This window comes from Gordonia sp. UBA7599, assembly GCA_002477755.1.
In the GTDB taxonomy this organism is placed as follows: domain Bacteria; phylum Actinomycetota; class Actinomycetes; order Mycobacteriales; family Mycobacteriaceae; genus Gordonia.
The window spans coordinates 41,259-65,850 of sequence record DLKD01000136.1; the positions used below are offsets into that span (position 1 = coordinate 41,259).

22 protein-coding genes are annotated in these 24,592 nt (G+C 67.8%); 14 read left to right on the forward strand and 8 right to left on the reverse strand.

Going from position 1 to position 24,592, the window contains the following annotated elements; all coding sequences use genetic code 11:
* Positions 1-49: 49 nt before the first annotated feature.
* Positions 50-1,111: an alpha/beta hydrolase gene (locus B4L26_RS15515; RefSeq protein WP_290720176.1), complete on the forward strand. Its 1,062-nt coding sequence runs from the start codon at positions 50-52 to the stop codon at positions 1,109-1,111.
* Positions 1,112-1,131: 20 nt separating this feature from the next.
* On the opposite strand, the gene B4L26_RS15520 is transcribed toward B4L26_RS15515, so the two are convergent.
* The 3 genes from B4L26_RS15520 to B4L26_RS15530 are packed head-to-tail and all read right to left on the reverse strand — an operon-like array spanning position 1,132 to position 4,263.
* Positions 1,132-2,067, reverse strand: coding sequence for a winged helix-turn-helix transcriptional regulator (locus B4L26_RS15520; protein ID WP_290720179.1), 936 nt, complete (start codon positions 2,065-2,067; stop codon positions 1,132-1,134).
* A 9-nt stretch (positions 2,068-2,076) separates the two neighbouring features.
* Positions 2,077-3,039: an NAD(P)H-dependent flavin oxidoreductase gene (locus tag B4L26_RS15525; protein WP_290720181.1), complete on the reverse strand. Its 963-nt coding sequence runs from the start codon at positions 3,037-3,039 to the stop codon at positions 2,077-2,079.
* Between the two features lie 6 nt (positions 3,040-3,045).
* A complete protein-coding gene (locus B4L26_RS15530) occupies positions 3,046-4,263 on the reverse strand; it encodes an acetyl-CoA acetyltransferase (protein ID WP_290720184.1) in 1,218 nt (405 codons plus the stop codon).
* A gap of 135 nt (positions 4,264-4,398) precedes the next feature.
* Here B4L26_RS15530 and B4L26_RS15535 point away from each other — a divergent pair, with 135 nt between their 5' ends.
* The 4 genes from B4L26_RS15535 (at position 4,399) to B4L26_RS15550 (ending at position 9,950) form a co-directional block, all read left to right on the forward strand.
* Positions 4,399-5,916: a carotenoid oxygenase family protein gene (locus B4L26_RS15535; protein WP_290720186.1), complete on the forward strand. Its 1,518-nt coding sequence runs from the start codon at positions 4,399-4,401 to the stop codon at positions 5,914-5,916.
* Complete coding sequence (locus B4L26_RS15540) at positions 5,913-7,622, forward strand: class I adenylate-forming enzyme family protein (protein ID WP_290720189.1); 1,710 nt, start codon at positions 5,913-5,915, stop codon at positions 7,620-7,622. Before B4L26_RS15535 ends, B4L26_RS15540 begins: the two co-directional genes overlap by 4 nt.
* Positions 7,619-8,830: a thiolase family protein gene (locus tag B4L26_RS15545; RefSeq protein WP_290720191.1), complete on the forward strand. Its 1,212-nt coding sequence runs from the start codon at positions 7,619-7,621 to the stop codon at positions 8,828-8,830. Before B4L26_RS15540 ends, B4L26_RS15545 begins: the two co-directional genes overlap by 4 nt.
* Positions 8,831-8,951: 121 nt before the next feature.
* A complete protein-coding gene (locus B4L26_RS15550) occupies positions 8,952-9,950 on the forward strand; it encodes a YdcF family protein (RefSeq protein ID WP_409563517.1) in 999 nt (332 codons plus the stop codon).
* A gap of 72 nt (positions 9,951-10,022) precedes the next feature.
* Here the strand turns inward: B4L26_RS15550 and B4L26_RS15555 are convergent, their stop codons facing one another.
* From B4L26_RS15555 to B4L26_RS15565, 3 genes are all read right to left on the reverse strand, one after another.
* Positions 10,023-10,466: a hypothetical protein gene (locus tag B4L26_RS15555; RefSeq protein WP_290720194.1), complete on the reverse strand. Its 444-nt coding sequence runs from the start codon at positions 10,464-10,466 to the stop codon at positions 10,023-10,025.
* 243 nt (positions 10,467-10,709) lie between these two features.
* Positions 10,710-11,450, reverse strand: coding sequence for a metallophosphoesterase (locus tag B4L26_RS15560; protein ID WP_290720195.1), 741 nt, complete (start codon positions 11,448-11,450; stop codon positions 10,710-10,712).
* 16 nt (positions 11,451-11,466) lie between these two features.
* On the reverse strand, positions 11,467-13,836 hold the full coding sequence (locus B4L26_RS15565; protein ID WP_290720197.1) for an ATP-dependent DNA ligase: 2,370 nt from the start codon (positions 13,834-13,836) through the stop codon (positions 11,467-11,469).
* A gap of 88 nt (positions 13,837-13,924) precedes the next feature.
* On the opposite strand from B4L26_RS15565, the gene B4L26_RS15570 reads away from it, so the two are divergent.
* The 5 genes from B4L26_RS15570 (at position 13,925) to B4L26_RS15590 (ending at position 19,134) form a co-directional block, all read left to right on the forward strand.
* Positions 13,925-14,836, forward strand: coding sequence for a Ku protein (locus tag B4L26_RS15570; protein WP_409563518.1), 912 nt, complete (start codon positions 13,925-13,927; stop codon positions 14,834-14,836).
* Positions 14,837-14,926: 90 nt separating this feature from the next.
* Entirely contained in the window at positions 14,927-16,408 is a 1,482-nt protein-coding gene (locus B4L26_RS15575; RefSeq protein WP_290720322.1) for a flavin-containing monooxygenase, read from the forward strand.
* Positions 16,401-16,877, forward strand: a complete 477-nt coding sequence (locus B4L26_RS15580) for a DUF4334 domain-containing protein (protein WP_290720202.1) — start codon at positions 16,401-16,403, stop codon at positions 16,875-16,877. The genes B4L26_RS15575 and B4L26_RS15580 overlap by 8 nt, the downstream gene beginning before the upstream one ends.
* Before the next feature lie 29 nt (positions 16,878-16,906).
* Complete coding sequence (locus B4L26_RS15585; RefSeq protein WP_290720203.1) at positions 16,907-17,809, forward strand: HAD family hydrolase; 903 nt, start codon at positions 16,907-16,909, stop codon at positions 17,807-17,809.
* A gap of 35 nt (positions 17,810-17,844) precedes the next feature.
* Positions 17,845-19,134: an alpha-hydroxy-acid oxidizing protein gene (locus B4L26_RS15590; protein ID WP_290720204.1), complete on the forward strand. Its 1,290-nt coding sequence runs from the start codon at positions 17,845-17,847 to the stop codon at positions 19,132-19,134.
* A 15-nt stretch (positions 19,135-19,149) separates the two neighbouring features.
* Here the strand turns inward: B4L26_RS15590 and B4L26_RS15595 are convergent, their stop codons facing one another.
* Complete coding sequence (locus B4L26_RS15595) at positions 19,150-20,019, reverse strand: oxygenase MpaB family protein (RefSeq protein ID WP_290720206.1); 870 nt, start codon at positions 20,017-20,019, stop codon at positions 19,150-19,152.
* A 140-nt stretch (positions 20,020-20,159) separates the two neighbouring features.
* Here B4L26_RS15595 and B4L26_RS15600 point away from each other — a divergent pair, with 140 nt between their 5' ends.
* The 4 genes from B4L26_RS15600 (at position 20,160) to B4L26_RS15615 (ending at position 24,061) form a co-directional block, all read left to right on the forward strand.
* Positions 20,160-20,768, forward strand: a complete 609-nt coding sequence (locus B4L26_RS15600) for a TetR/AcrR family transcriptional regulator (RefSeq protein ID WP_290720208.1) — start codon at positions 20,160-20,162, stop codon at positions 20,766-20,768.
* Positions 20,761-21,366, forward strand: a complete 606-nt coding sequence (locus tag B4L26_RS15605) for a TetR/AcrR family transcriptional regulator (RefSeq protein ID WP_290720209.1) — start codon at positions 20,761-20,763, stop codon at positions 21,364-21,366. Before B4L26_RS15600 ends, B4L26_RS15605 begins: the two co-directional genes overlap by 8 nt.
* 99 nt (positions 21,367-21,465) lie before the next feature.
* Positions 21,466-22,710 (forward strand): DNA polymerase IV, encoded by a 1,245-nt coding sequence (dinB, locus tag B4L26_RS15610; RefSeq protein WP_290720211.1) that lies wholly within the window; start codon positions 21,466-21,468, stop codon positions 22,708-22,710.
* A gap of 55 nt (positions 22,711-22,765) precedes the next feature.
* Complete coding sequence (locus B4L26_RS15615; protein ID WP_290720213.1) at positions 22,766-24,061, forward strand: TrpB-like pyridoxal phosphate-dependent enzyme; 1,296 nt, start codon at positions 22,766-22,768, stop codon at positions 24,059-24,061.
* Between the two features lie 70 nt (positions 24,062-24,131).
* Here B4L26_RS15615 and B4L26_RS15620 read toward each other — a convergent pair whose 3' ends face one another.
* Entirely contained in the window at positions 24,132-24,587 is a 456-nt protein-coding gene (locus B4L26_RS15620; protein WP_290720214.1) for a MaoC family dehydratase, read from the reverse strand.
* Between the last annotated feature and the right edge of the window lie 5 nt (positions 24,588-24,592).

The following is a 24,592-nucleotide window of genomic DNA, read 5'->3' on the forward strand; positions in this document are numbered from 1 at the left end:
GTCACTCTGTTTACTATAGTACGATCACTCCGGCAGTGAGGAGATCGTGATGAGCAAGATGACGTCCGGTAAGACCGATCGTCGGTGGGCCCGCGCGGCGAGAACGGTTCTCGCTTCGACGGTAACCGCGACGGTTGCAATGACCCTGTCGATCGGTGCCTCGGCGTCGGCGGCACCCAGTCCGGCGGTGCCTTGTAAGGCGGTGTCCTTCCCTGTCACGCTCGAGCACTCTCCGCAGCGTCAGACGATCGCCGGACGGCTGTGCGGCCCCCGCAGCACCAAGGTGTCGATCCTGGTCCCCGGCTACACCTACAACAGCGAGTACTGGGACTTCGGCTACCGCCCCGAGACGCACTCCTACGCGCGATACGCAGTGGCGCGCGGACAGACGGTGCTGCTGATCGACCGCCTCGGGACCGGTCGCAGCAGCAAACCCGACGCCCTCTCGCTGACACTCTTCGAGCACGCCCACACCCTGCACCAGGTGGTTCAGGCACTGCGCACTGGCCGCGTCGGCCCGGCGTTCACGAAGGTCGCCGTCGTTGGGCACTCGCTCGGCGCGGCCACCGCGCAGACGGAGGCCTCCCGCTACCGCGACGTGGACGCGGTGCTCCTGAGCGACTGGCTGCACACGCCGTGGACGGGCACTTTCGACGTCGTCTTCGGCACGAACCTGCCGGCCTCCGCGGTCCCGTGGCTCGCCAGCCGCCCGGCCGGTTACAACACCACGTTCGCCGGTATTCGCGCGAGTTTCTACAACCTGGGCAACACCGACCCGCGGGTCGTCGCACACGACGAGAACACGCGTGACACCGGCACCCTCGCCGAGGCCGCGACCATCCCGCTGGTGACCTTCAACCCGGCGATCACCCAAGGCATCACGGCGCCGGTCCTGCTCGCCGTCGGGCAGTACGACTCGATCTTCTGCGGACCGCTGTGGCCCTGCGACTCCGCGCGGACCGTCGTGGACCGGGAGCGCCCCAACTTCACCGGCACGCGCGACCTAACCGGCTACGTCCTGCCCAACGCAGGCCACAACATCAACCTGCACCGCAACTCGCAGGAGTGGTTCGCGGTGGCGACGCGGTGGGTCGACGACCGGCTCAGGTGACAGGTGCGCGTCGGTGCGGGTTAGCGGACCCCGATGCTGGCACCGGTCAGCGGTTGACCGCACGTGCCGCACAGTAGTTCCGGATGGAACGGCCCGCCGCACGCCGTATGGGTGAGCACCAGCGCCGGACCCTCCGGTGCCTCGAACCAATCCTGGCCCCAGGCGATCATCAGGATGACCACGGGGAAGAAGGCGAGGCCCTTCTGGGTGAGTTGATAGGTCCGCCAATCCGGCCGCTCGGCATTCGAGCGAGCCTCGACGACCCCGAGCTCGATGAACCGGCGCAAGCGGTCGGAGACGATCGCCGGGGACGCGCCGGTCCGCTCGGCGAAGTCGCGGAAGCGATGAGCCCCGAGGAACAAGGCACCCAGGAACGACGCCGACCACCTGTTTCCCAACAGCTCCATCGTGTGTGGCAACAGCTCGCTGGGTTGCACCGCGGTCTGCGAGCGGCGCCGCCCCACCGAGGTCGGCACGCTGCGCGACCAGTCGCCACTGGGACCGAACGCGGCGACGACGTCGTGGGCATCGGCCGGGTTTCCGCACGACCGGCAACCCAGGCGGGGGTGGAAGTCGTGGCCGCAGGCGGTGTGGTGCATCGTCGGGAGCGGGGCCTCCGACGCCGGGGCCCACTCCTGCTCCCAGGCCCACATCGCGATGAGGATCGGCCACACCGCACGGCCCCGGGGCGTGAGGACGTACTCGAAGCGGACCGGCCGCTCGCTGTACTGCTCCTGCACGAAGAGGCCGGACTCGGTGAGGCTGGCCAGGCGGCTGGACAGTACGGAGTTGGAGATCGAGCCCTGGGCCATCCAGTCGCCGTAGCGGCGGGCGTCGGCCATGGCGTGGCGCAGGATCCACAGGTTCCATTCGTCACCCAGGATCGCCAGCGTGACTGCGATGGCGTTGTCGCCACCGGTCGCCAGACGCGTGGGCGTATGTCGGCCGGTCGTCACCCGGCAAGTCTAGGCGCTGTCCTGTGCCCTCTCTCGACGAGTCGTGAGGCGGTCCACCGCGACGGCGTACTCGCCTGCCAGTTCGTCGACGATCTCGGCGACGCTGGACACCGCGCCGATCGTCTGCAGTCCTTGCCCGGCGGCCCACACGTCCTTCCACCGGGACGGACCGTCGCCGGCGGCGTCGTACTGTCGGCTGCCGGTGAAGGCCATGTTGTCCGGGTCGTACCCGTTGTCGACGAGGCTCGGTCGCAGCCACGATGCGTTGGTGCCGGTGATGCCGTCGCTGACGACGACGTCGTCGATGCCGTAGTCGACGACCATCTGCTTGTACTCGGGTTGGGCCATGCTCTCCTGACTGGCCAGGAACCGGGTCCCCATGTAGACGAGGTCGGCGCCTGCGGCGACGGCTCCGGCGATGCTCGCACCGTCGGAGATCGCTCCACCGACGGTGACGATCCCGTCGAAGAACTGGCGCACCGCGCTGATGAAGGCGAAGGGCGATAGGTAGCCGGTGTGTCCGCCGGCGCCGGTGCAGATGCAGGCCAGGCCGTCGACGCCGGCCTCGACCGCCTTGTAGGCGAGTTTCAGATTCACCACATCGGCGACGACGGTGCCGCCGTAGCCCTTCACCACCTCCATGACCGGCTTCGGCGAACCGAGTGCGGTGATGACGATGTCGGGGCGGTGGGCCTCGATGATGCGCAGGTCCTCGGCCAATCGGGTGTTGGTGCTGTGCGTGACCAGGTTGACCGCCCACGGGGCCGAGGCGGCGCCGGCGTCGACCCGGTCGCGGATCGTGCCCATCCACTCGTCGAGCTGTGCGGTGGTGCGGCAGTTGGGGGTGGGGAACGATCCGACGACTCCGGCCTCGCAGGCCGCGGCGACCAGGTCGGGCCCGGAGACGAGGAACATCGGTGCGGCCACGACGGGCAGTCGTAGGCGCTCAAGAAGGGCAGAAGTGCTGGTCACGTGTTTTCAGACTCCTACGACAAAGCTGACGACAGTGGTCATGCTGCCACCGATATTGAGGGTTGCTGCGGTCGCGGCGTCGGGCACTTGATAGCCGTCGGCCGCTTTGGTCACCTGCCGGTGGCAATCGAGGAGCATCCGGACCCCGGTGGCGCCGACGGGGTGTCCCCCGCCGATGAGACCACCGCTGGGGTTCATCGCGACCCGCCCGCCGATCTCCAGCTCACCGGATTCGACGGCCTTCCAGCTCTGGCCGGGCTCGGTGAGGCCGAAGTGGTCGATCGCCACGTACTCGGTGGAGGTGAAGCAGTCGTGCGTCTCGATCAGGTCGAGGTCGTCGACCGACGCGATGCCCGCACGATTGAAGGCATCGCCGATGGTCTCGGAGACATGGGGGAACACCAGCCCGTCGCCGGCGCTCTTGGCCAGCTTCTCCTCGAGCGCCAGGCCCGCGGTGCGGTGGCCCCAGCCGCGGATGGATGAGCGCGCGGTGGCGTGCTCGGGATGGGCGGCCAGCCAGCGGTCGGACACGAGGACGACGCCCGCGCCGCCGTCGGTCAGCGGTCCGCAGTCGGCCTTGTGCATGCGGCCCTCGACGACCGGATTGGCGCCGGGGTCGTCGGTGAACGAGGCGTCGTCGTGCGACCACCCGCGGGTCTGTGCGCGCGGGTTGGTGCGGGCATTGCGGATGTTGAGCTCGGCGATCGCCCACAGGTGTTTGGGATCCAGCCCGAAGCGGTCGTCGTATTCCTCGGCGACGCGGCTGAAGGTGTGCGGCCACAGGAAGGTGGCACCCTCGCCGTCGTGGCCGAGCCATCCGGCGCCGGCCATGTTCTTCGCGCCGACGTCGCCGGGGACGTTCTTCTCCAGCTCGACACCGATTACCAGCGCGCAGTCGTAGCGGCCCGATTCCAGATCGCTCATTGCGGCGAGGATCGCCAGGGATCCCGATGCGCAGGCGCCTTCGTGGCGCGATGCCGGGACGCCCCAGAGCTCGGGGTGCATGGTCGCGGGCATGGCTCCGAGGTGACCCTGGCCGGTGTACACCTGGCCGAACGCGTTGCCGACGTGGATCACCTCGATGTCGTCGGCGGTGACGCCTGCCTCTGCGAGTGTTCCGGTGACGACCTCGTCGGTCAGGGTGGAGAGGTCGCCGCCCTCTTTGGTCACGTTGCGCGCGAAGTCGGTCTGGTATCCGCCGAGGATGTGGACGTGCTCGGGCATGGCCCACCTTCTTTCTGTCCGAATCGATCTGTCCGAATCGAAGGTGGTCGTGCACCCTCGTGATCTATGCTACAACTAACAGAGTAACTCACGCAGAGTAACCAGCCGATCGCTCGCAAAGCAAGGAGACAGGCGATGGATGTCGAGGTTGTGGGCCGGTTGTTGTCCACTCTTCCCGAGGACGACGACCACCCGTACCGCACGGGGCCGTGGCGTCCGCAGACCACCGAGTGGCAGGCCGACGACCTGCAGGTCGTCGAGGGCGAGATCCCGAAGGACCTCGACGGGGTGTACCTGCGCAACACGGAGAACCCACTGCACCCGGCGGCGAAGAACTACCACCCTTTCGACGGCGACGGGATGATCCACGTCGTCGGCTTCCGCGACGGCACCGCCTTCTACCGCAACCGATTCGTGCGCACCGACGGCCTCCTCGCCGAGAATGAGGCGGGCAAGGCGCTGTGGGCGGGCTGTTCAGAGATGCCCGAGTGGGCGATCCGCGAAGACGGCTGGGGATCGCGGCGACGCATGAAGGATGCGTCGAGCACCGACGTCATCCTGCACCGCGGCACCGCCCTCACGTCGTTCTGGATGTGCGGCGACATGTATCGCTTGGACCCGTATAGCGCGCAGACCCTCGGTAAAGAGGACTTCAACGGTGCCTTCCCGTACCACCTGGGCGTCTCGGCCCACCCGAAGGTCGACGCGAAGACCGGCGAGCTGCTGTTCTTCAACTACAGCAAGGAGGCGCCGTACATGAAGTACGGCGTCGTCGACGAGAACAACGACCTCGTCCACTACGTCGACGTGCCACTGCCGGGCCCGCGCCTGCCCCACGACATGGCCTTCACCGAGAACTACGTGATCCTCAACGACTTCCCTCTGTTCTGGGACGAGGACCTGCTGCGCAAGGGCATTCACCACCCCCGCTTCCACCCGCACATCCCGTCGCGCTTCGCGGTGATCCCCCGACGGGGCAGCACCGAGGACATCCGATGGTTTGAAGCCGACCCCACGTTCGTCCTGCACTTCCCCAACGCCTACGAGGACGGCGACGAGATCGTCATGGAGGGCTTCTTCCAGGGGGCGCCCGAACCCTCCGACCACGGCATCACCGACAAGTGGCGCCGCGCGTTCCGCTTCCTGGCGCTCGACCATATGCAGTGCCGCCTGCATCGCTGGCGGTTCAACCTCAAGACCGGTGCGGTGCGCGAGGAGGTGCTGTCGGACCAGATCACCGAGTTCGGCACCATCAACGACGACTACAGCGGCAAACCCAACCGCTACATCTACGCGGCGTCGGGCGTCGACGGCTGGTTCCTGTTCAACGGGATCGTCCGCCACGACCTCCACACCGGCGACACCGACGCCTATCGCCTCCCCGACGGGGTGTACGGCAGCGAGACCCAGATGGCCCCGCGTGTCGGCAGCACGTCCGAGGACGACGGCTATCTCGTCACCCTGACGACGGATATGAACGACGACGCTTCCTACTGCGTGGTTCTCGACGCCGCACGCGTCTCCGACGGCCCGGTATGCAAACTGCGACTCCCCGAGCGCATCTCCAGCGGGACACACTCCACCTGGGCCCCGGGCGGCGACATCCGCCGGTGGCGTCAGACCGACACGGCAGCACAGGCGGTGGCACTGTGACTAACGCCGAAACCCGGGGGCTGCACCCCCAGTCGCGCATCGACGACTACCTGGCGAAGGGCTGGTGGAGCACCGACACCCTCGACGACGCCTTCCGTCGGCAGGTGGCGCGGCAGGGGGACCGGCTCTCCGTCGTCGACCCAGCCAATCGTGAGGCGCTGGTCGGCTCGCCGCCGCGCCGGCTCACCTGGAACGAGCTCGACGCGGAGGTGACTGCCCTCGCCGCGCGCCTGAGTGAGGCAGGGGTCGGTCGCGGCGACGTCGTCGGGATGCAGCTGCCCAACTCGATCGAACTCCTCGAGGTCTACCTGGCGGCATGGCGGTTGGGTGCCGCGGTCTCGCCGCTGGCGATGCAGTACCGCGAGCGGGAGGTCGTCGAGATGGCCGCGTCGGCGTCGTTCGTCGCGTTCATCACCGTCGGTTCCTTCGGCGACCGGCGTCCGGCCGCGGAGGTCATGGCGGTGCGTGATCAGATCCCGAGTCTCGAGGCGGTAGTGACTTTCGGGGACCCGTCGGAGGACAGCGGGACGGCCGATATGCACTGGGAGCCGCGACCGGCGACCGACGATGAGGTGCAACGGGTCGCGGCCGCAGTGGCTGCCGATCCGGGCGACCCGAACGACGCCGCGACGATCTGCTGGACGTCGGGTACCGAGGGCAAGCCGAAGGGTGTGCGCCGGGCCCACTACGACTGGATCGGCTTCTCCCCGGGGCCGATCGACGGTCCGGCCATCACCGACGCCGACATCCTGTTGAACCCGTTCCCGATGATCAACATGGCCGGGATCAACGGCATGCTGCTGCCCTGGCTCCTGCAGGGCGCGACGTTGGTCCAGCACCATCCCTTCGATCCGCAGACCTTCTTCATGCAGATCGCCGTCGAGCGCCCCACCTACACGCTGGTACCGCCCGCGCTGTTGTGGCAGCTGCTGAACAACGAAGAATTGCTCGCAAAGGTCGACCTGTCGAGCCTGACCCGCGTCGGTTCGGGATCGGCGCCGCTGCAACCGGCGATGGTCCGCGGCTGGCAGCAGAAGATGGGGCTGTCGGTCATCAACTTCTTCGGGTCCAACGAGGGAGTGGCACTGCTGTCCTCGCCGGAGGACTTCCCCGACCCCGACAACCGCGCGCGCTTCTTCCCCCGCTACGGGGCGCCGGGAGTGGAATGGTCCGGACGGATTACCGAGCGCGTGCAGATCAAGCTCATCGACCTGGCGAGCGGCGCCGAGATCACCGAACCCGGGATCCCCGGTGAACTGCGCGTCGGCGGACCGGGCGTGTTCCCCGGTTACCTGCACGCCGACCAGCTGGCGTCGCCCTTCGACGACGAGGGGATGCTTCGCTCCGGCGACATGTTCGAGATCGACGGCGACCGCAACCAGTTCCTGCGCTACGTCGACCGGTGCAAGGACCTCGTGATCCGCGGTGGGATGAACATCGCCCCCGCTGAGGTCGAGGCGCTGATCTCCGAGCATCCCGCGGTAGCCGAGGTCGCGGTGGTCGGTTACGCCGACGAGCAGATGGGTGAACGGGTGGCGGCGGTGGTCGTGCCGCGGCCAGGGGCCGAGCTCGCCCTCGAGGAGCTCAACGAGTTCCTGCGGGCCAAGAAGATTGCTTCCTTCAAGCTCCCGGAGCACTTGGAGATCCGCGACGTGCTGCCGCGCAACGAGGTCGGGAAGATCCTCAAGCGAGAGCTGCGCAAGTGAGTGGGAAGGAGACGTCCCAGTTCGCCGAGGACGTTTACATCTACGACGCAGTCCGGACCCCGAAGGGTCGGGTGCGCCGTGGTGGCGGCACCCTGGCGCCGGTGCCGTCGTACGAATTGCTCGGCGGGCTGCTGCGCGCCCTGGCCGATCGTGGCCTTGACGCCGAGCGCGTGGAGGACGTGATCATCGGGACGAGCACCGCCTTCGGCGAGCAGGCCGGCGACGTCGCGCGGGCCGCCGTGCTGTGGGCCCAGTGGCCCGACACGGTGCCCGGCGGGACCGTGAGTCGGCTGTGTTGCTCTGGGTTCGACGCGATCGGCTCGGCCGCGGCGCGTATCGGATCCGGCATGAACGAGGTGGTCGTGGCAGGCGGCGTCGAATCGATGTCGCGCGTGCCGATGCTGGCCGATGCCCCGGCCTTTGCGTCCGACGGCGACTACCGCGACCGCACCGGGTACGTCACGATCGGAGTCTCCGCCGACCTGACCGCGGCCGAGGCAGGCTTCACCCGCGAGGAGTTGGACGCCTTTGCCGTCGAGTCTCATCGTCGGGCGTGCGCCGCCTCCCCGTCGTCATCGGTGATCCCGGTATCGGTGGGGGGCGAGACCCTCCTGTCGCGCGATGAGGGTGGGCGGACCGATGCGACCGTCGAGGGGTTCGCCGCGCTGCCCGCACTCTTCGGCGACGACCCGTCGTGGCCGGGCGTGCTCGAAAGGCTGTCTGACGCGGTCCGTCCGGAGGGCGGCCTGCACTCCATGGCGACGGCTCCCCAGCTGGCTGACGGTGCGTCGGCGATCGTCCTGGGATCCGCCGCAGCGGCGGAGTACCTGGGCCCGCCGCGCGGCCTCCTCCTCGCGGTTACCCAGTCGGCTGTCCGCTCGCCGCGCCTGACCGCGACGGTAACCGCGGCGCAGATAGCGCTGCAGCGCAGCGGGCTGACGCCGGCGGATCTCGCCGTCGTCGAGGCCAACGAGTCCTTCGCGGTGTCTCCACTGCTGCTCACTCGAGAACTGGGGCTCGATCCCGCGATCGTCAATCCCCATGGCGGGTCCGTTGCCACCGGTCATCCCCTGGGAGCCAGCGGCGGAATGCTGCTGACCGATGCGCTCGCTGAGCTGGAACGGACGGATAGCGACTATGCGCTGCTCACGATCCCCGGGGCGCTGGGCCTGGGTGCCGCCGCAGTAATCGCCCGGTTGATCAGTTAGTGGTTTTGATCGGTTTCCGATCAAAAGCGCATGTTGATCAGTGCGGCTGTTGTTGCCGTACCGATATCGGACCGAACCGTCGGCGTAGCACTGCCCGCCTACTGTTACGCGTGTGATTAAAGTGACTGGTGTTAAGGTACGCGTTGCTGCGGCGATGGCAGCGCTGGCTGTCGGCGTGGGTGGCGGTATCGGACTGGCGACGCTGCCCGCCGGGTCGCCGACCATCGTGCGCACCGCCGATGCCGTCGATGCACCCGGGCTGTACAACAGCGCGCAGAAGAAGTTCGCCGCGCGCGACATCCCCGGTGGACTCGCCGACATCAAGAGCATGCTCGCCGTCACCGCCAACGACCCCGACGCTTTGGCGCTGCAGGCGGTGTGGGCCGACCAGGAGACCGATACCGCGACCCGCGACGCGGCATTGACCAAGCTCACCTCGGTGCGGGCGAGTGCTGCCACCCAGATCCGCGGGCTGATCGACGGGGTGACCGCCGCCGCCGCGATCGTGCCGTCGACGTCGCCGGTCGTCACGCCGACGAACGCGGCGATCGTGATCCTCGGCTACGGGCTGCGTCCGAACGGCACGATGGCCCCCGAGCTCGTCAAGCGCCTGGAGGCCGGTCTCGCGCAGGCCCAGGCATCACCGACCGCGCCGGTCTTCGTGACCGGCGGCGTCCCGAAAAAGGGGATCACCGAGGCGGCCGCCATGAAGAAGTGGCTCGTCGGCAAGGGGCTCGAGGACTCGCGCATCACCACCGAGGACAAGTCGGATTCCACCGTCTCCAACGCGCAGAACACCACGGAGTTGCTGAGGGCTCGTGGCATCTCGGAGGCCGTGCTGGTCACCTCGCCCGACCACATCCGACGCGGAGCGGCGAACTTCGCCGGCGCGGGGACAAAGGTCGTCGCGGCCGTGACCACGTCGACGAACCTGAGCCGCTTCCTCAAGCCGCTGACCGGGACGAGCGTGGCCGGGATCCGCTACGAGGCCACCCGCTCGGCCAAGATCCCGGTGACCAAGACCGCGGCCGACATGCTGCCCGACACCGGTCCGGGACTCATTGGCGACCTCGCGGGCCGCTTCTTCCAGGAGCTGGTCAAGGGCGGGTCGAGCAAGTAGGTCTGCTGAGAAGACTCCCCCGGTGAGCACCAAAGGGGAATCTTCCCTCCGGGCATCACCAGGGGAGCTTTCTCAGCGGCCCCGGCGGTCGCGATGCCGGTCCTCGCGTACGAACAATGCGATGTCTTTGAACACATCGTCCCAGCGGTGGATCACCATCGCATAGGTAAGACGGATCGTCGGCCGACCAGCCAACAATGATTTGCGGTCCTGCTCGCGGTCCTTCTCGTACTGCACCTCGTCCAGGAGGTGATGCTGCTTGCTGTCGCATTCGAGGAGGAGTCGGCCGATCGCGAGGTCGGAGTTGCCGCCGCTGGGTCGGGCCGGTTGGACGCAGACCTTGTAGCCGCGAGCGCCCAGGCGAACGCGCGCCAATGTCTCGGTACCCGACTGCGACTCTGGATCGCATTTGTCCAACAACTGACTTGTTCTCGCGTCGATCAGCCCGTCAAGCGCAGTTCGGAGATCCTCGATCGTCATCTGGCGCTTGTTGAGAACGGAGTCTGCGACTACCACGAAATCCTCCGCCGTCATGCATTTCGCTGCGCACGCCAGGGACATTGCGATGGAATCTACCGCCGTATGTACCGGACGAGCCCGACCGTGATGGCAACAGAATCCGGGGGTGTGGGAACGCGCCCGTACGTGGGATCCGCCGTAGCCGGGAGGCACCCAGAAACCCGCCAGCCCTGCCGAGAAACCTCCCCTGGTGAGCGCCAAAGGGGAATCTTCCCTTCGTGCATCACCACGGGAGTTTTCTCAGGTGCCGGGGATGGTCCGGTAGTGCGTGATCAGTCGGCCATCGTCGTCGAGCATGTGGAAGGCCACGCCCGCGGGTTGGTCGCGGTTGATCACTGCGCTGCCCTCGAACGGCAGGTTCAACGTCGACGCGACACCCGGTGCAAGGCACAGCGGGCGCCCGTGAAAGGTCGTCACCGCGGCAGAGTGCGCGTGCCCGCAAACAAGTGCCGCGACATTGGGATGGGAGTCAACGAGGGCGCCGAGGCGCTCCGGATCCGACATCATGATCGAGTCCATCATCGGCATGCCCAGCGTGCTCGGCGGGTGGTGGAAGGCCACGACCACGTGCCCGGCGGCGCCGGTCATCGCCGTGTCCAACCAGGCGACCGTCTGGTCGTCGAGGAAACCCCGGCGCTCACCGGGCAGCGAGCTGTCCGCCGACAGCAGAGTCACGCCGTCGATGGTCAGTGCCTCGTTGACCGGTGCGGTGGGGTCGGTCCCAGGCCGGAACACGTCGTTGAAGGACGGCCGCGCATCGTGGTTGCCGATGGTGATCAGCGTCGGCAGGGGACTGGCGATCAGCTTGCGCGCCTCGAGCATCTCCTCGGCGCTGCCGTGGTCGGTGAGGTCGCCGGTGACGAGTAGCGCGTCGATGCCGTCGGCCCGGGAGTTCACGTAGTCGAAAGCGGCCTCGATGCGCGCGCGGTTGCGGTGCGTTCCGTTGACATGCAGGTCGGAGAGCTGGGCGATCACGAACATCGGTTTGCGCCTCCTCCTACAGGTCCCCGGGCAGCTTGTCGCGTCGGATCCCCCGCCAACTGGGGTGGCGGAGGTGCCCGGTCGACGTCCAGTCTAGGAACTGCACCTCGCCGACGATCTTCGGTAGCACCCACGTGGCGCTCGAAGCGACCGGCGCATCGATCTTGTCGAGGAAGGGACTGCGGCTGATCGTCAACGGTTTCAGTTCTGCCGCAAGGGACTTCAGTGCTGCGTCGGTGAAGCCGGTGCCCACGCGGCCAACGTAGCGCAGACCGGTCTCCTCGGGTAGACCCACGAGCAGCGAGCCGATTGTGCCCGCCCTCGTACCGCGACCCGGGCGCCAACCACCGACGACGACCTCGATGTCGGACCAGTTCTTGTGCTTGAGCCACGTATTGGCCCGACGACCCTGCTGGTAGGTCGAGCTGCGGCGCTTGGCGACGACGCCCTCATACCCGTGCTCGCGGCTGGCGGCGACCGCCGCGGCGCCCGGACCGGGCAGCAGCGGAGGGATCTCGACGTGCTGGCAGCGGCGCAGCAGGGGCACCAATTCCTCGAGGAGAGTGCGGCGTTGCTCCCACGGCGTCGACAGCAGCGACTTACCGGCCAGCGCCAGGATGTCGAAGAGGAACAACTTGAGGCGGTACGGCTCGTCGGTGTGGCGCCGCGAACTCAATAGCGTGAAATTGGTGCGCCCCGACGAGTCGAGCGCGACGACCTCACCGTCGAGGACGACGTCGAGCAGGCCGAGCGCCTCCGAGAGTTCGGCCAACTCCGGGAAATCTGCGGTCATGTCGATGCCCGAGCGCGACGACAGGCGCAGCCGCCCGTCGACGTATCGGGCAATGATCCGGTAGCCGTCCCACTTGCCCTCGAACGCCCACGAGTCGTCGAGGTTGTCGATCTTCTCGTCGGTCGCCAGCATCGGCCGCGGATCGTGCAGTGACTCCGGCAGCAGCGGTCGCGGCTCGTCGGCCATGAGATGAACCAACCAGTTCTGGTTCCCCTGGGCCTTGCCCGTACGGATCAGCGCATAGCGGCCGTGGACGCGCTCGCCGTGCAGCACGACGATGATCTCGTCGTCGCGCCACTTCTCGACGGTGAAAGTGCCGGTGTCCCAGATCTCGACGTGACCGCCCCCGTACTCGCCTTTGGGGATGTCGCCGGAGAATCCCGCGTACTGCAGCGGGTGGTCCTCGGTGCGGATGGCCAGACGGTTCTGTGTCGGGTCGTCGGGGAGGTTCTTGGGCACCGCCCAACTGACGAGCACCCCGTCGTGCTCGAGGCGGAAGTCGTAGTGCAGTCGCCGCGCGTGGTGTTCCTGGATCACGAAGATGGGGCCGACCGGTCGTGGTGTCGGCTCGGCGTCATCGTCGACGATGATTTCTTCCGCGTCGACGGCGGGCTCGGGCGTGCGGCCAGGCGTGCGCTTGCGTCGGTATTCACCGAGGTCGACGACGGGCTCCGGGTCTCGATACACGTCCTCGCTGCGCTCGTCGGCACTCGACCACCGGTGGGTATCGAGACCAGCCAACAGATCGCCGTCGGCTTCGACGCGCTCGAGTACCTCGTGCAGCGCGAGTTGTGCCAGATCGGCGTCGGCGAGTTCCTCCCACGTGCGCGGCGCGGCGACCCACGGCTGTGCGCGGCCGCGCAACGAGTACGGCGCGAGCGTCGTCTTGGATCCGCTGTTCTGGCTCCAGTCGAGGAAGACACGGTCTTCGCGCACGGCCTTGGTCATCGTGGCGGTGATCGCATCGGGGTGTGCGGCCGAGAGGCCCTCGGCGAGCTCGCGGGCGACGGCACGGGCCGAATCGGGACTCACCGGCGGATCGATGCGCGCGTATACGTGGATGCCTTTGCCGCCGCTGGTCACCGGCCACGACTGCAGGCCGGCGCCGGCGAGGACGTCGCGGATGAGGATCGCGATCTGCGCGCACTGCGTCAACGGGACGCCGGGACCCGGGTCGAGATCGAAGATGATCCGATTGGCCAGGCCCTCCTGGCCCGGCCCGCCGTCGATCCGCCACTGCGGCACGTGCAGTTCCAGCGCCGCCATCTGTGCCATCCAGACGAGATCGGCACGGTCGGAGATGACGGGATAGACGATGGCTCGCTTGGAGTGCCCGACCGTGTAGCGGTCGAGCCACTCCGGCGACCCCGCCGGGAGGTTCTTCTCGAAGAACGGTGCCGCATCCACGCCCGATGGCCACCGTTTACGGGTCACGATGCGCCGCCGCAAATGCGGCAACATCGCATCGGCGATCCGCGTGTAGTAGTCGATGACCTCGAACTTGCGCGTCCCGCTCTCCGGATAGAGGACCTTGTCGAGGTTGGTGACGCCGATGGCCCGGCCGTCGACGTCGAGCACTCCGTTGTCGGCCACGCGCACCACCTCCCGCCGCTGTCGCCGGTCGTGCCGACCGGTCACACCATTGTCTCAACCTGCCGTATTCGGCACTCGCAGTGGCACAATTGGCGCCATGCGCTCGATCTGGAACGGTGATCTGAGCTTTGGCCTGGTCAATGTGCCCGTCAAGGCGTACTCGGCCACGGAGAGCCACGACCGTAAATCACATCAGGTCGACTCCAAGGACGGCACGCGGATCCGCTACAAGCGGGTGCGGGAGGGAACCGACACCGAGGTCGAGTTCAGCAACATCGCCAACGCGTACGAGTCCGACGACGGTCAGACCGTGGTCCTGACGAAAGGCGACCTCGCGACGCTGCCGGTCACCCGCAGCCCGGAGATCTCCATCCTCGAGTTCGTGCCCGCCGATCAGGTCGATCCGATCTACTTCGACAAGCCGTACTACCTGGAACCGTCGTCGAAGTCGCCGAAGGCCTACGTGCTGCTGGCGAAGGCACTGGAGTCCACCGACCGGCTGGCCATCGCGAATTTCACCCTGCGCAACCGCACCCGGCTCGCGGCGCTGCGTGTCGTCGACGGTGTGATGACGCTGCAGACTCTGCTGTGGCCCGACGAGGTGCGCAAGCCTGACTTCGGGTTCCTCGACGCCGGCGTCGAGGTGCGCGACCAGGAACTTGAGATGGCGAAGTCGCTCATCGAGACGATGGCCAATGACTTCGACCCCGATGACTACTCCGACACCTACACCGAAGAGCTCGGCAAGCTCATCGAGTCGAAGGCCGGCGGATCACCGGCCTTCGTCGACGACGAGCCGGCGGCGCCGACCGACGACGACGGGGAGGTCGCCGATCTGCTCGCCGCATTGCGCGCTTCGGTGAAGGACCGGACCGGCGGTGAGCTGCCCGCGGCGAAGGCGCCGGTCAAGCAGGCCGCTGCGAAGAAGGCACCAGCCAAGAAGGCGCCCGCTAAGAAAGCGGCGGCCAAGAAGGCCCCCGCCAAGAAGGCCGCCAGCTGAGCCGTGTGGCGCTGCTCGCCGGTATGACAATGGCTGGGTTGTTACCACGGACTAGGCTGGTCATCAACGTGATATCTAGGGGAGGCAATGATGCCCGCAACGAATACTGACGTCCTCGACGTGCTCATCGTCGGCGCCGGACTGTCCGGCATCGACACCGCGTACCGGTTGACCGAGCGCAACCCGGGACTCACCTACACGATCGTCGAGCAGCGCGACCAGATCGGCGGCACGTGGGACCTGTTCCGCTACCCCGGTGTGCGCAGCGACTCCGATATCTTCACGCTCAGCTTCCCCTGGTACCCGTGGAAGGGCACCCGCACCACCGCCCTGGGCCACGAGATCCGTGAGTACCTGCAGGACACCGCCAGCCATTTCGGCTTCGACAAACACATCGACTTCGGTGTCACGGTCGTCTCGGCCGACTTCGATACCTCCACTGACGTGTGGACGGTGACGACGCAGGTCGACGGCCAGGAGCGCGAGTACCGCGCCCGTTTCCTGTACGTCTGCGCCGGCTACTACCGCTACGACCGCGGCTATGAACCCGACTTCCCGGGCATCGAGAACTTCCAGGGACAGGTGGTGCACCCGCAGTTTTGGCCCGAGGACCTCGACTACCAGGGCAAGAAGGTCGTCGTGATCGGCTCGGGTGCGACGGCGGTGACGCTGATCCCGTCGATGTCCCCCGACGTCGAGAAGATCACCATGCTGCAGCGCTCGCCGACGTACATGGTGTCGCTGCCGTGGGAGGACCCGATGACGAAGGCGGCGCTGCGCTTCCTCCCGGACAAGCCGGCCCACCAGCTAATCCGGGTGCGCAACGCGCTGGTGACCTACGGCATCTACATGTACTGTCGCAGCTTCCCGAAACTGTCGCGGCGAACGCTGCGGCGCATGGCCAAGCTGCAGCTGCCGAAGGGCTACCCCGTCGACGTCCACTTCAAGCCCAAGTACGAGCCGTGGGACCAGCGCTTGTGCATGATCCCGAGCGGTGACTTCTACACCGCGATCCGGTCGGGCAAGGCCGACGTCGTCACCGACCAGATCGAGACCTTCGACGAGAACGGCATCGTGCTGACGTCCGGCAAGCGCCTCGACGCCGACATCGTCGTCACCGCGACCGGCCTCGAACTCGTCGCCATGGGCGGTGCGACGATCTCGATCGATGGCGCCGAGCAGAAGCCGGGCGACCACCACGCCTACCGCGGCTACATGATCGAGGATGTGCCCAACCTGGCATGGGCCATCGGCTACACCAATGCCTCCTGGACGCTGCGTATCGACCTCACCGCGCAGGCGGTGGCCAAGCTCATCGAGCTGATGCGCGAAAAGGGCTACACGCACGCCTACCCGACCGCCGGCGGTCAGATCCTCGAGGACGCACCGCTGATGGAGCTGGACTCCGGCTACGTCAAACGCGCGGAGGGCAACATCCCGAAGGGGTCCACGGTGCAGCCGTGGGTGGTGCGGCACAACCTGGTGCTCGACGCGTTCGATGCCCGCCGCTACGACATCACCGAGGCCATGGTCTTCGGCACCGTCGACTCACCGGTGCGGGTCAATGCCTGACGCCGCGGCACTGGCCGCCGCCGCCCAGATTCTTATCCGCATCGACACGGGTGAGAAGAACACTGCGCAAGAGTTGGACGAACTGTGGGCCCAGCTCCCGACTGTCCGCATCGAGGAGATCCTCGGCTCGTGGCGCGGCGGCGAACTGCCGACCGGCCACCCGATGGACGGTCAGCTGGAGCAGGTCGGCTGGTACGGCAAGAACTTCATCTCGCGCACGAACGTGCAGCCGCTGGTCTGCCGCAACGCCGACGGCGAGCTCTACTCCAACAAGGAGCTGGGCAAGGGTGAGGCCAGCCTCTGGCACGTCGAGTTCCGCGGCGAGGTGACCGCCTCGATGGTCTACGACGGTCAGGCCGTCATCGACCACTTCAAACGCGTCGATGACCGGACGCTGATGGGCATCATGAACGGCAAGTCGTCGCTGGTGCGCGACCACCACTTCTACTTCTACCTCGTCCGCGACTGACGGCCGACCAATAACAGAGGAGAGTCGCGATGGCACTGGACCTGTGGAACGACGGCCCGACCAAGAAGGCGATCATCGACTTCGTCGAGGGGCCCGCCCAGACCGTGGCACCGGAGGAGCGGATCGCCACCTTCGACAACGACGGCACGCTGTGGTGCGAGAAGCCGACGGTGATCCAGGGCGACTTCATCCGCACCCGACTGTCCGAGCTGGGCAACGAAGACGAGTCGCTGGTGAAGTCGAACGCTGCGATCGAAGCGGCCGTCGACGGTGATCTCAAGCGGTTCGCGCAGGCCCTCGCCAAGCACAAGGAAGGCGACGATACCGACTCAACGTCGACCATCGACGCCCTACTCGCGGCCAACCCGGACAGCACGACGCAGGCCCACGCCGAGCGGGTGAAGGCCTTCTTCGCGACCGCGCAGCACCCGACGCTCAACCGGCCCTACTCCGCATGCGGCTATGCGCCGATGATCGAGCTGCTGCGCTACCTCGAGGCCAACGGCTTCACCGTCTACATCGTGTCCGGCGGTGGCCGCGACTTCATGCGGCCGATCACGCCGGAGATCTACGGCATTCCACCCGAGCGGGTCATCGGCAGCACCTTCGCCGTCCACTACGTCGACGGGGAGATCGAGGTCAGCGACCGGTTGACCTCCATCGACGTCGGGCGGGGCAAGCCGGAGAGCATCTGGGGCGGCATCGGCCGCCGACCGCTGTTCGCCATGGGCAACTCCGACGGTGATATCGAGATGCTTGAGTACGCCACGACCGGAACCAACCCGGGCATCGGGTTGCTGGTCAACCACGACGACGCGCAGCGCGAGTTCGACTACACCAAGGGCGCGGAGAAGGCACTGCCCGAGGCGGCGCACCGCGGCTGGACGGTCGTGAGCATCAAGGACGACTGGGTCAAGGTCTTCGCCGACTGACTCCTCGGGCGCTGTGTGCTCGATAGTCTGTGCCCGTGGAATCCGGAGTCGGGCGCGAGCGCCAAAACGTCATCTACCGAGCGGGAATCGCCGACGGCCGGCCAGCCGTCCCGACCGACTACGCCGAACTCGAGCGCCGCGCGCATGCGGCGATGTCGGAGAAGGCGTGGGCCTATGTCGCCGGCGGCGCGGGTGAGGGCTCGACGATGGTCGCGAACCGTCGGGCACTGGACCGCTGGAAGATCGTGCCGCGGGTGCTGCGCGACGTCTCGCAGCGCAGTCTCGCCGTCGACCTCTTCGGCCAACGGTTGCCCGCGCCGCTGCTGGTGTCCCCGGTGGGCGCGGGCGGACTCGTCGCGCGCAACGCCGATGTCACGATCGGCAAGGCCGCGGCATCGCTGGGCCTGCCCTACATCTTCTCCAACCAGGGCAGTGCGCCGATGGAGGATGTCGCCGCGGCGATGGACGCGGTTTCGCCGGGCGCGCCGCGGTGGTTCCAGCTGTACTGGTCGGTCGACGAGCAGCTCGTCGACAGTTTCCTGAACCGAGCCGAGGCGATGGGTGCGGCGGCGATCGCAGTCACCCTGGACACGACGATGCTCGGTTGGCGCCCGCAGGACCTCAACCTCGGGTCGTTGCCCTTCGCCCGCGGTGAGGGCATCGCGCAGTACACGCGCGACCCGCGGTTCCGGGCGATCGTCGATGAGCGTGTGGCAAACCCCGACCCCGACGCGGCGTCGCCGAAGCCGTCGGTCGGGGCGATCAAGACGCTGGCGTCCATCGCGCGCAACGCGCCGGGCAACTGGTGGCGCAACCTCGTCGACAAGCATCCGCGCGCGGCGGTCGAGACGTTCCTGGAGATCTATTCGCGGCCCAGCCTCTCGTGGGCCGACATCGAGGACCTGCGCGCCCGGACGCCCCTGCCGATCGTGTTGAAGGGTGTCTTGCACCCCGACGACGCGCGGCACGCGGTCGACATCGGCGTCGACGGGATCATCGTGTCCAACCACGGCGGACGGCAGGTCGACGGCGCTATCGGTTCGATCGACGCCCTCGTCGACGTGGTCGATGCGGTTGGCGGGCGCACCAAGATCCTCGTCGACTCGGGCGTCCACACCGGGTCCGACGTGTTCAAGGCGCTGGCGCTGGGGGCTGACGCGGCGTGCATCGGCCGGGCGCACATGTACGGGCTGGCCGTCGCGGGGGAAACGGGGGTGCGCGAGGTGCTCACCAACATCGCCGCCGAGCTCGACCTCACGCTGGGGCTGTCGGGGCACACCGATGTCGCGGCCCTGGACCGTGGCGCGCTGAAGGAGATTGGCTAGGCCGACCGGTATCGCCTAGATCAGGGGTCGGCCGGTGCGGTTGCGCCACCGGACGTCGGCGATCAGGAGTTTGAACGGCAGCACCTGGATGGCCTGCGGGGTGACCCGGCTCGCGATGCGCAGCACCACGTTGTTGGCGTCGAAGAAGCGCTCCTGGTTGGGGCTCGGGTACCACTCGAGTTTGTCGCGGAACTCCTCGGGGAGGTAGCCCAGCGTGAGCGCTTCGCTGATCCACGTGAAGGCCCGCCCGGAATACGGCCCGAGGAAGCGCAGGCGCATCAGCTTGGCCAGGTACTCGCGGATGCCCGGGTCGACCTCGGTGATCGACTCGACCGTCTCATCCCAATAGCGCTGGAAGTCCTCCCGCGTGGCCGGCCACATCTCGTAGGGCATCTGCAGCGTCGTCCCCATGACGGCGCCCTGGCGGTAGGCCTGTTCGTTGACCTCGCCGGGCCGCCCGTATAGGCGAGTGATGTCCTCCCAGCCGCGGTACAGGCAGGCCGCCACCCACATCTGCAGCTTCGGGTCCATGGCGTTGTACTTCACCGGGGACTCGTTGTTGGAGTGGACCTGGCGGTGTGCGGAGTTGACCGCCTCGCGGTACATCTTGCGGTCCGACGCGGTGCCCAGGGCCGCGACGGCCAGGTACGTCAGCGTTGTCCTGGTCCGCTTGACGGGGTGTTTGAGGAGACTGCCCGATTCCACCCGGCTCTCCACGACACCGCGCCCGACCGGGGTGTTGGCCATCTGCATGATGACGTTGGCGGGCCCGGCGAGCAGGGCGGCGATGTAGAGGTTGACGTCTGGCGACTTGAGCGCGTCCATCTCCTCGCGGGACATCCGCGCTGGGCGCTGGTCGGCCGGGACATGCGTCGTTGCAGTCATTCGTGCTCCCTCGGTGCTGTCCTCGATTGTCCCATCATTGGACCGGAAATTTAGTGACAACGACTGTTCTCAGTTTACTTCGCCGCGCCCGGCGCTGGCCAGCGCGCCTCTTGCAGCGCCGTCGATGACACAATGGGGATATGGCTTCCCAGTCGGTGACCGCCTTGCGCACGTATGCCGGTGAGCAGGGCGACGAACGCATCGCCCGCCGTCGTGAGCAGCTGATGGACGCCGCGCTGGAGGTGCTCGGGTCCGACGACGGCGGCGCGCTCACCGTGCGCGGCGTGTGCCGAGAGGCGAAGCTGACCGCGCGCTACTTCTACGAGAGCTTCGATTCGGCCGACGACCTCGTCGCCGCGGCCTACGACCGTGTCGTCGACGAGATCAGTGGTGCCGCCAGTGATGCCTTCGGCCGTGGCACCGACATCCGCTCCCGAGCCCGCGGGGCGGTCGAGGCCATCGTGCGGGTCATCGACGACGACCGTCGCAAGGGACGGTTGATGTTCTCGCCGAAGCTGCTCTCGACGACGCTGGCGACGCGTCGGATGGCCGCGACGCGGAGTCTGGCCGCGCTTACTGTGCAGACGACGGCCGGGACGCACCACGAGCCGACCGAAGCCGATGTCGCCGCGGCCTACTACCGCGTCGGGGGGCTGGGCAACCTGCTGTCCGCTTGGCTCGACGACCGTGTGCAGCTTCCGCGCGACGAACTGATCGACGCCTGCACCGGCCTGCTGCTCGGTGAGTGACCTGGTGCGCGGCCGCTGGCGGGAGTACGGACCGCCGTCGCTTCCCGTCCCGCTCGCGGCGGCGCTGGGTGCCTTCGCCGAGCACGGCTACCACGGCACGTCCGTGCGCGACATCGCCGCCCGCGCGCAGCTGTCGGTCCCCGGGCTCTACCACCACTATCCGTCCAAGCAGTCATTGCTCCAGGGCTTGCTGGAACTGACCATGCTCGACCTGCAGCAGCGGTGCCGACAAGCCGTCGCGGAGGCGGGCCCCGACCCCGTCGATCAGTTCGACGCGATTGTGGAATCGCTGCTGCGCTTCCACATGTTCCGCCAGGAACAGGCGTTCATCGGATCCTCGGAGATCCGCAGCATCGACGACGAGTACCGAGCCACCTACGTCGGCTACCGCGACGAGGTGCAGCGCATGCTCGACGACATCATCGTCGCCGGTGTTGACCGCGGCGACTTCACGACAGATTCCCCGAAGGGAGCGGGTCGGGCGATCGCAACGATGTGCGTCGGCGTCTCCACCTGGTACCGCGACGACGGTGAGCTGAGTGCCGACGAGCTCATCGCCCAGAACCTCCACTACGCGCGGGCGATAGTCGGCAGCTGAAGAACCTCCCCTGAGGACCTCTCGGGGGACGATTACCCTCGGTGGGTCACCAGGGGAGCTTTCTCAGCAGTGTCCGAGGCCGGTGGCACCATCGGGCCCATGGTCAGCTCGGGTGGGCGTGCGGAAGCGTCGATCCTGCACGCCGACCTGGACTCCTTCTACGCCTCGGTGGAGCAGCGTGACGACCCTGCACTGCGCGGACGGCCCGTGCTCGTCGGCGGGGGTGTCGTGCTGGCGGCGAGCTACGAGGCCAAGGCGATGGGCGTACACACCCCGATGCCCGGCCGCGACGCGCGCGCCCTGTGCCGCGGGTCCGCCGTCGTCGTGTCGCCGCGGTTCTCCGCCTACACCGAGGCGAGTCGTGCCGTGTTCGACGTCTTTCACGACACGACGCCCCTGGTCGAGGGCATCTCGGTCGACGAGGCGTTCCTCGACGTCGGCGGGCTGCGCCGCATCAGCGGGACTCCGGAACAGATCGCGGAGCGGCTCCGCCGACGGATCCGCGACGAGGTGGGCTTGCCGATCACCGTCGGCGCGGCGCGCAGCAAGTTCCTGGCAAAGGTGGCCAGTGCGGTGGGCAAGCCCGACGGGCTGCTCGTCGTGCCGCCCGGCGGTGAACTGGAGTTCCTGCACCCGCTACCGGTGCGCCGCCTGTGGGGCGTCGGGGTGAAGACAGAGGCACGGTTGGCCGACGCCGGGATCGAGACGGTCGGCGACCTGGCGGCCCTCGGTGAGGAGAACCTCGCGCGACTGCTGGGCCGGGGTGCCGGACGCCACCTGTACGCCCTGTCCATGGCGCGCGACCCGCGCCGCGTGGAGACCGGCCGGCGCCGCAAGTCGATCGGAGCGCAGCGTGCGCTGGGTCGCCGGATCAAACCGGAGTCCGACGTCGAGGAGACGCTGATCGCCATCGTCGACGGCTTGGGCAAGCGGTTGCGCGGCGCACACCGTCTGTGCCGGACCGTGGTGCTGCGACTGCGGTTCGACGACTTCGAGCGCGTGACGCGGTCCCGTTCGCTCCGCGAGCCGACCGAGTCGACGGCGGTTATCCTCGCCGTCGCACGAGGGTTGTTCGACGAGGCGCGGCCGCTGATCCGGGAGCGTGGCGCCACGCTGATCGGGCTGTCGCTCACCAATCTGTGCGGGCACGACGCGGTCCAGCTGGTGCTGCCGTTCGAGATCTCGGCGCCGGGGTCGGCGGGCGGGCCGGGTCCAGGACTGCACGCCGCCGAACTCGACGTCGCCGTCGACGATCTACGGACTCGCTTCGGCCGTGACGCGGTGACCCGTGGGCGCCTGCTACACCGCCATAACGGGGATGACGCGCCGATGCTGCCGGACTGAGTCCGGGCCCGCGGAATCCCTCTTGGGCGGGTGGTCGCGTCGATACAGTGGCCCCATGACCTCCACTGCTGAATCCCCCGACATCATCACCGTCGACGTCCCGACGCACTGGTACAACCTCGCCGCCGAGCTCGACGAGCCGATCCCGCCCCATCTGCACCCGGGGACCAAGGAGCCGGTCGGGCCCGACGACCTCGTCGCGCTGTTCCCGATGGGGTTGATCGCGCAGGAGGTGGCCAACGAGGCCTACATCGAGATCCCCGAACCGGTCCGCGAGATCTACAAGATGTGGCGGCCCTCGCCGCTGCTGCGCGCCCGCAAGTTCGAGGAGTCGCTGAACACCAAGGCGCGGATCTACGTCAAGTACGAGGGTGTCAGCCCGGTCGGTAGTCACAAGACGAACTCTGCGGTCGCGCAGGCCTATTACAACCACGTCGACGGCGTCACCAAGCTGACCACCGAGACCGGGGCGGGGCAGTGGGGCAGTGCGCTGGCATTCGCGGGCGCGCAGTTCGGAATCGACGTCGAGGTGTGGCAGGTCCGCGCCTCCTACGATTCCAAGCCCTACCGCGGGTACCTGATGCGGACCTACGGCGCGACGGTGCACCCGAGCCCGTCGACGCTCACCGAGTCGGGCCGCGCGATGCTCGAGAAGGACCCGAACACCACGGGCAGCCTCGGCATGGCCGTCAGCGAGGCCGTCGAGGTGGCGGCAAACGACCCGGCTGCGCGCTACGCGCTGGGCAGTGTGCTCAACCACGTCGTGCTGCACCAGAGCGTGATCGGCCTGGAAGCCGTCGAGCAGCTCTATAGCGTCGAGCCCGGCGGCGCCGACATCGTCTTCGGCTGCGCCGGCGGCGGGTCGAACCTGGGCGGGCTGTCGTTCCCGTTCATCCGCGAGAAGATCCACGGCCGCTCCAACCCGCGCGTCGTCGCGGCCGAGCCAGCCGCCTGCCCGTCGATCACGGAGGGCGAGTACCGGTACGACCACGGCGATGTGGCCGGACTGACCCCGCTGCTCAAGATGCACACGCTGGGCATGGACTTCGTGCCCGACCCGATCCACGCCGGTGGCCTGCGCTACCACGGCATGGCGCCCGCGCTGAGCCACACCGTCGAGCAGGGCCTGGTGTCCGGCGTCGCGATCACCCAGCACGACGCGTTCGCCGCCGGTGTCCAGTTCGCGCGCGCCCAGGGCATCGTGCCCGCGCCGGAATCTACTCACGCGATCGCCGCGTGTGCCGCCGCGGTCGCCGACAGCGACGTCGAGCAGGTCGTCGTCATCGGGCTGTCGGGTCATGGCCAACTCGACCTCCCCGCCTACGCCGAATTCCTCGACGGCAAGTTCTGAGGACTACGCAGACAGCACAACGCCGACGCTGGTGACCACATAGTGGTCGCTAGCGTCGGCGTTGTTGCGGTTAGGGCGAGATGACGACGAGAGTCTCCGCGACACAGGCGGGCTTGGGCGCGCCGGTCGCCGAGATCACGTACTTCACGGTGAGGACCGCCCCGGCCGGGCTCTCGGTGAGCTCGGTGAACGTAGCGGTCGCGGTCAGCTCGCTGCCGACCGGCACCGGCGACGGGAAGCGGAGTTTGTTGGCGCCGTAGTTGATGCGCGCACCGCCGAAGTCGATGTTGAACAGCTCGGCGCCGAACAGCGGGATCAGCGAGAGTGTCAGGAACCCGTGGGCGATCGGTCCGCCGAAGGGTCCGGCGTTGGCGCGCTCGACGTCGACGTGGATCCATTGGTGGTCACCGGTCGCGTCGGCGAAGGCGTTGACGCGCTCCTGCTCGATGACGATGGGTGCGCTCGGGCCGATCTCCTCGCCGAGGGCGGCGCGGACTTCATCGAGGGAGGTGAATGTGCGGGGCATGGGGC

What these genes read in the sequence shown, in the direction of transcription:
- B4L26_RS15515 (WP_290720176.1), top strand. Translation starts at nt 50, where the DNA reads ATGAGCAAGATGACGTCCGGTAAGACCGATCGTCGGTGGGCCCGCGCG.
- B4L26_RS15530 (WP_290720184.1), bottom strand. Translation starts at nt 4,263, where the DNA reads ATGCCCGAGCACGTCCACATCCTCGGCGGATACCAGACCGACTTCGCG.
- B4L26_RS15535 (WP_290720186.1), top strand. Translation starts at nt 4,399, where the DNA reads ATGGATGTCGAGGTTGTGGGCCGGTTGTTGTCCACTCTTCCCGAGGAC.
- B4L26_RS15560 (WP_290720195.1), bottom strand. Translation starts at nt 11,450, where the DNA reads ATGTTCGTGATCGCCCAGCTCTCCGACCTGCATGTCAACGGAACGCAC.
- B4L26_RS15575 (WP_290720322.1), top strand. Translation starts at nt 14,927, where the DNA reads ATGCCCGCAACGAATACTGACGTCCTCGACGTGCTCATCGTCGGCGCC.
- B4L26_RS15580 (WP_290720202.1), top strand. Translation starts at nt 16,401, where the DNA reads ATGCCTGACGCCGCGGCACTGGCCGCCGCCGCCCAGATTCTTATCCGC.
- B4L26_RS15585 (WP_290720203.1), top strand. Translation starts at nt 16,907, where the DNA reads ATGGCACTGGACCTGTGGAACGACGGCCCGACCAAGAAGGCGATCATC.
- B4L26_RS15595 (WP_290720206.1), bottom strand. Translation starts at nt 20,019, where the DNA reads ATGACTGCAACGACGCATGTCCCGGCCGACCAGCGCCCAGCGCGGATG.
- B4L26_RS15600 (WP_290720208.1), top strand. Translation starts at nt 20,160, where the DNA reads ATGGCTTCCCAGTCGGTGACCGCCTTGCGCACGTATGCCGGTGAGCAG.
- dinB (WP_290720211.1), top strand. Translation starts at nt 21,466, where the DNA reads ATGGTCAGCTCGGGTGGGCGTGCGGAAGCGTCGATCCTGCACGCCGAC.
- B4L26_RS15615 (WP_290720213.1), top strand. Translation starts at nt 22,766, where the DNA reads ATGACCTCCACTGCTGAATCCCCCGACATCATCACCGTCGACGTCCCG.
- B4L26_RS15620 (WP_290720214.1), bottom strand. Translation starts at nt 24,587, where the DNA reads ATGCCCCGCACATTCACCTCCCTCGATGAAGTCCGCGCCGCCCTCGGC.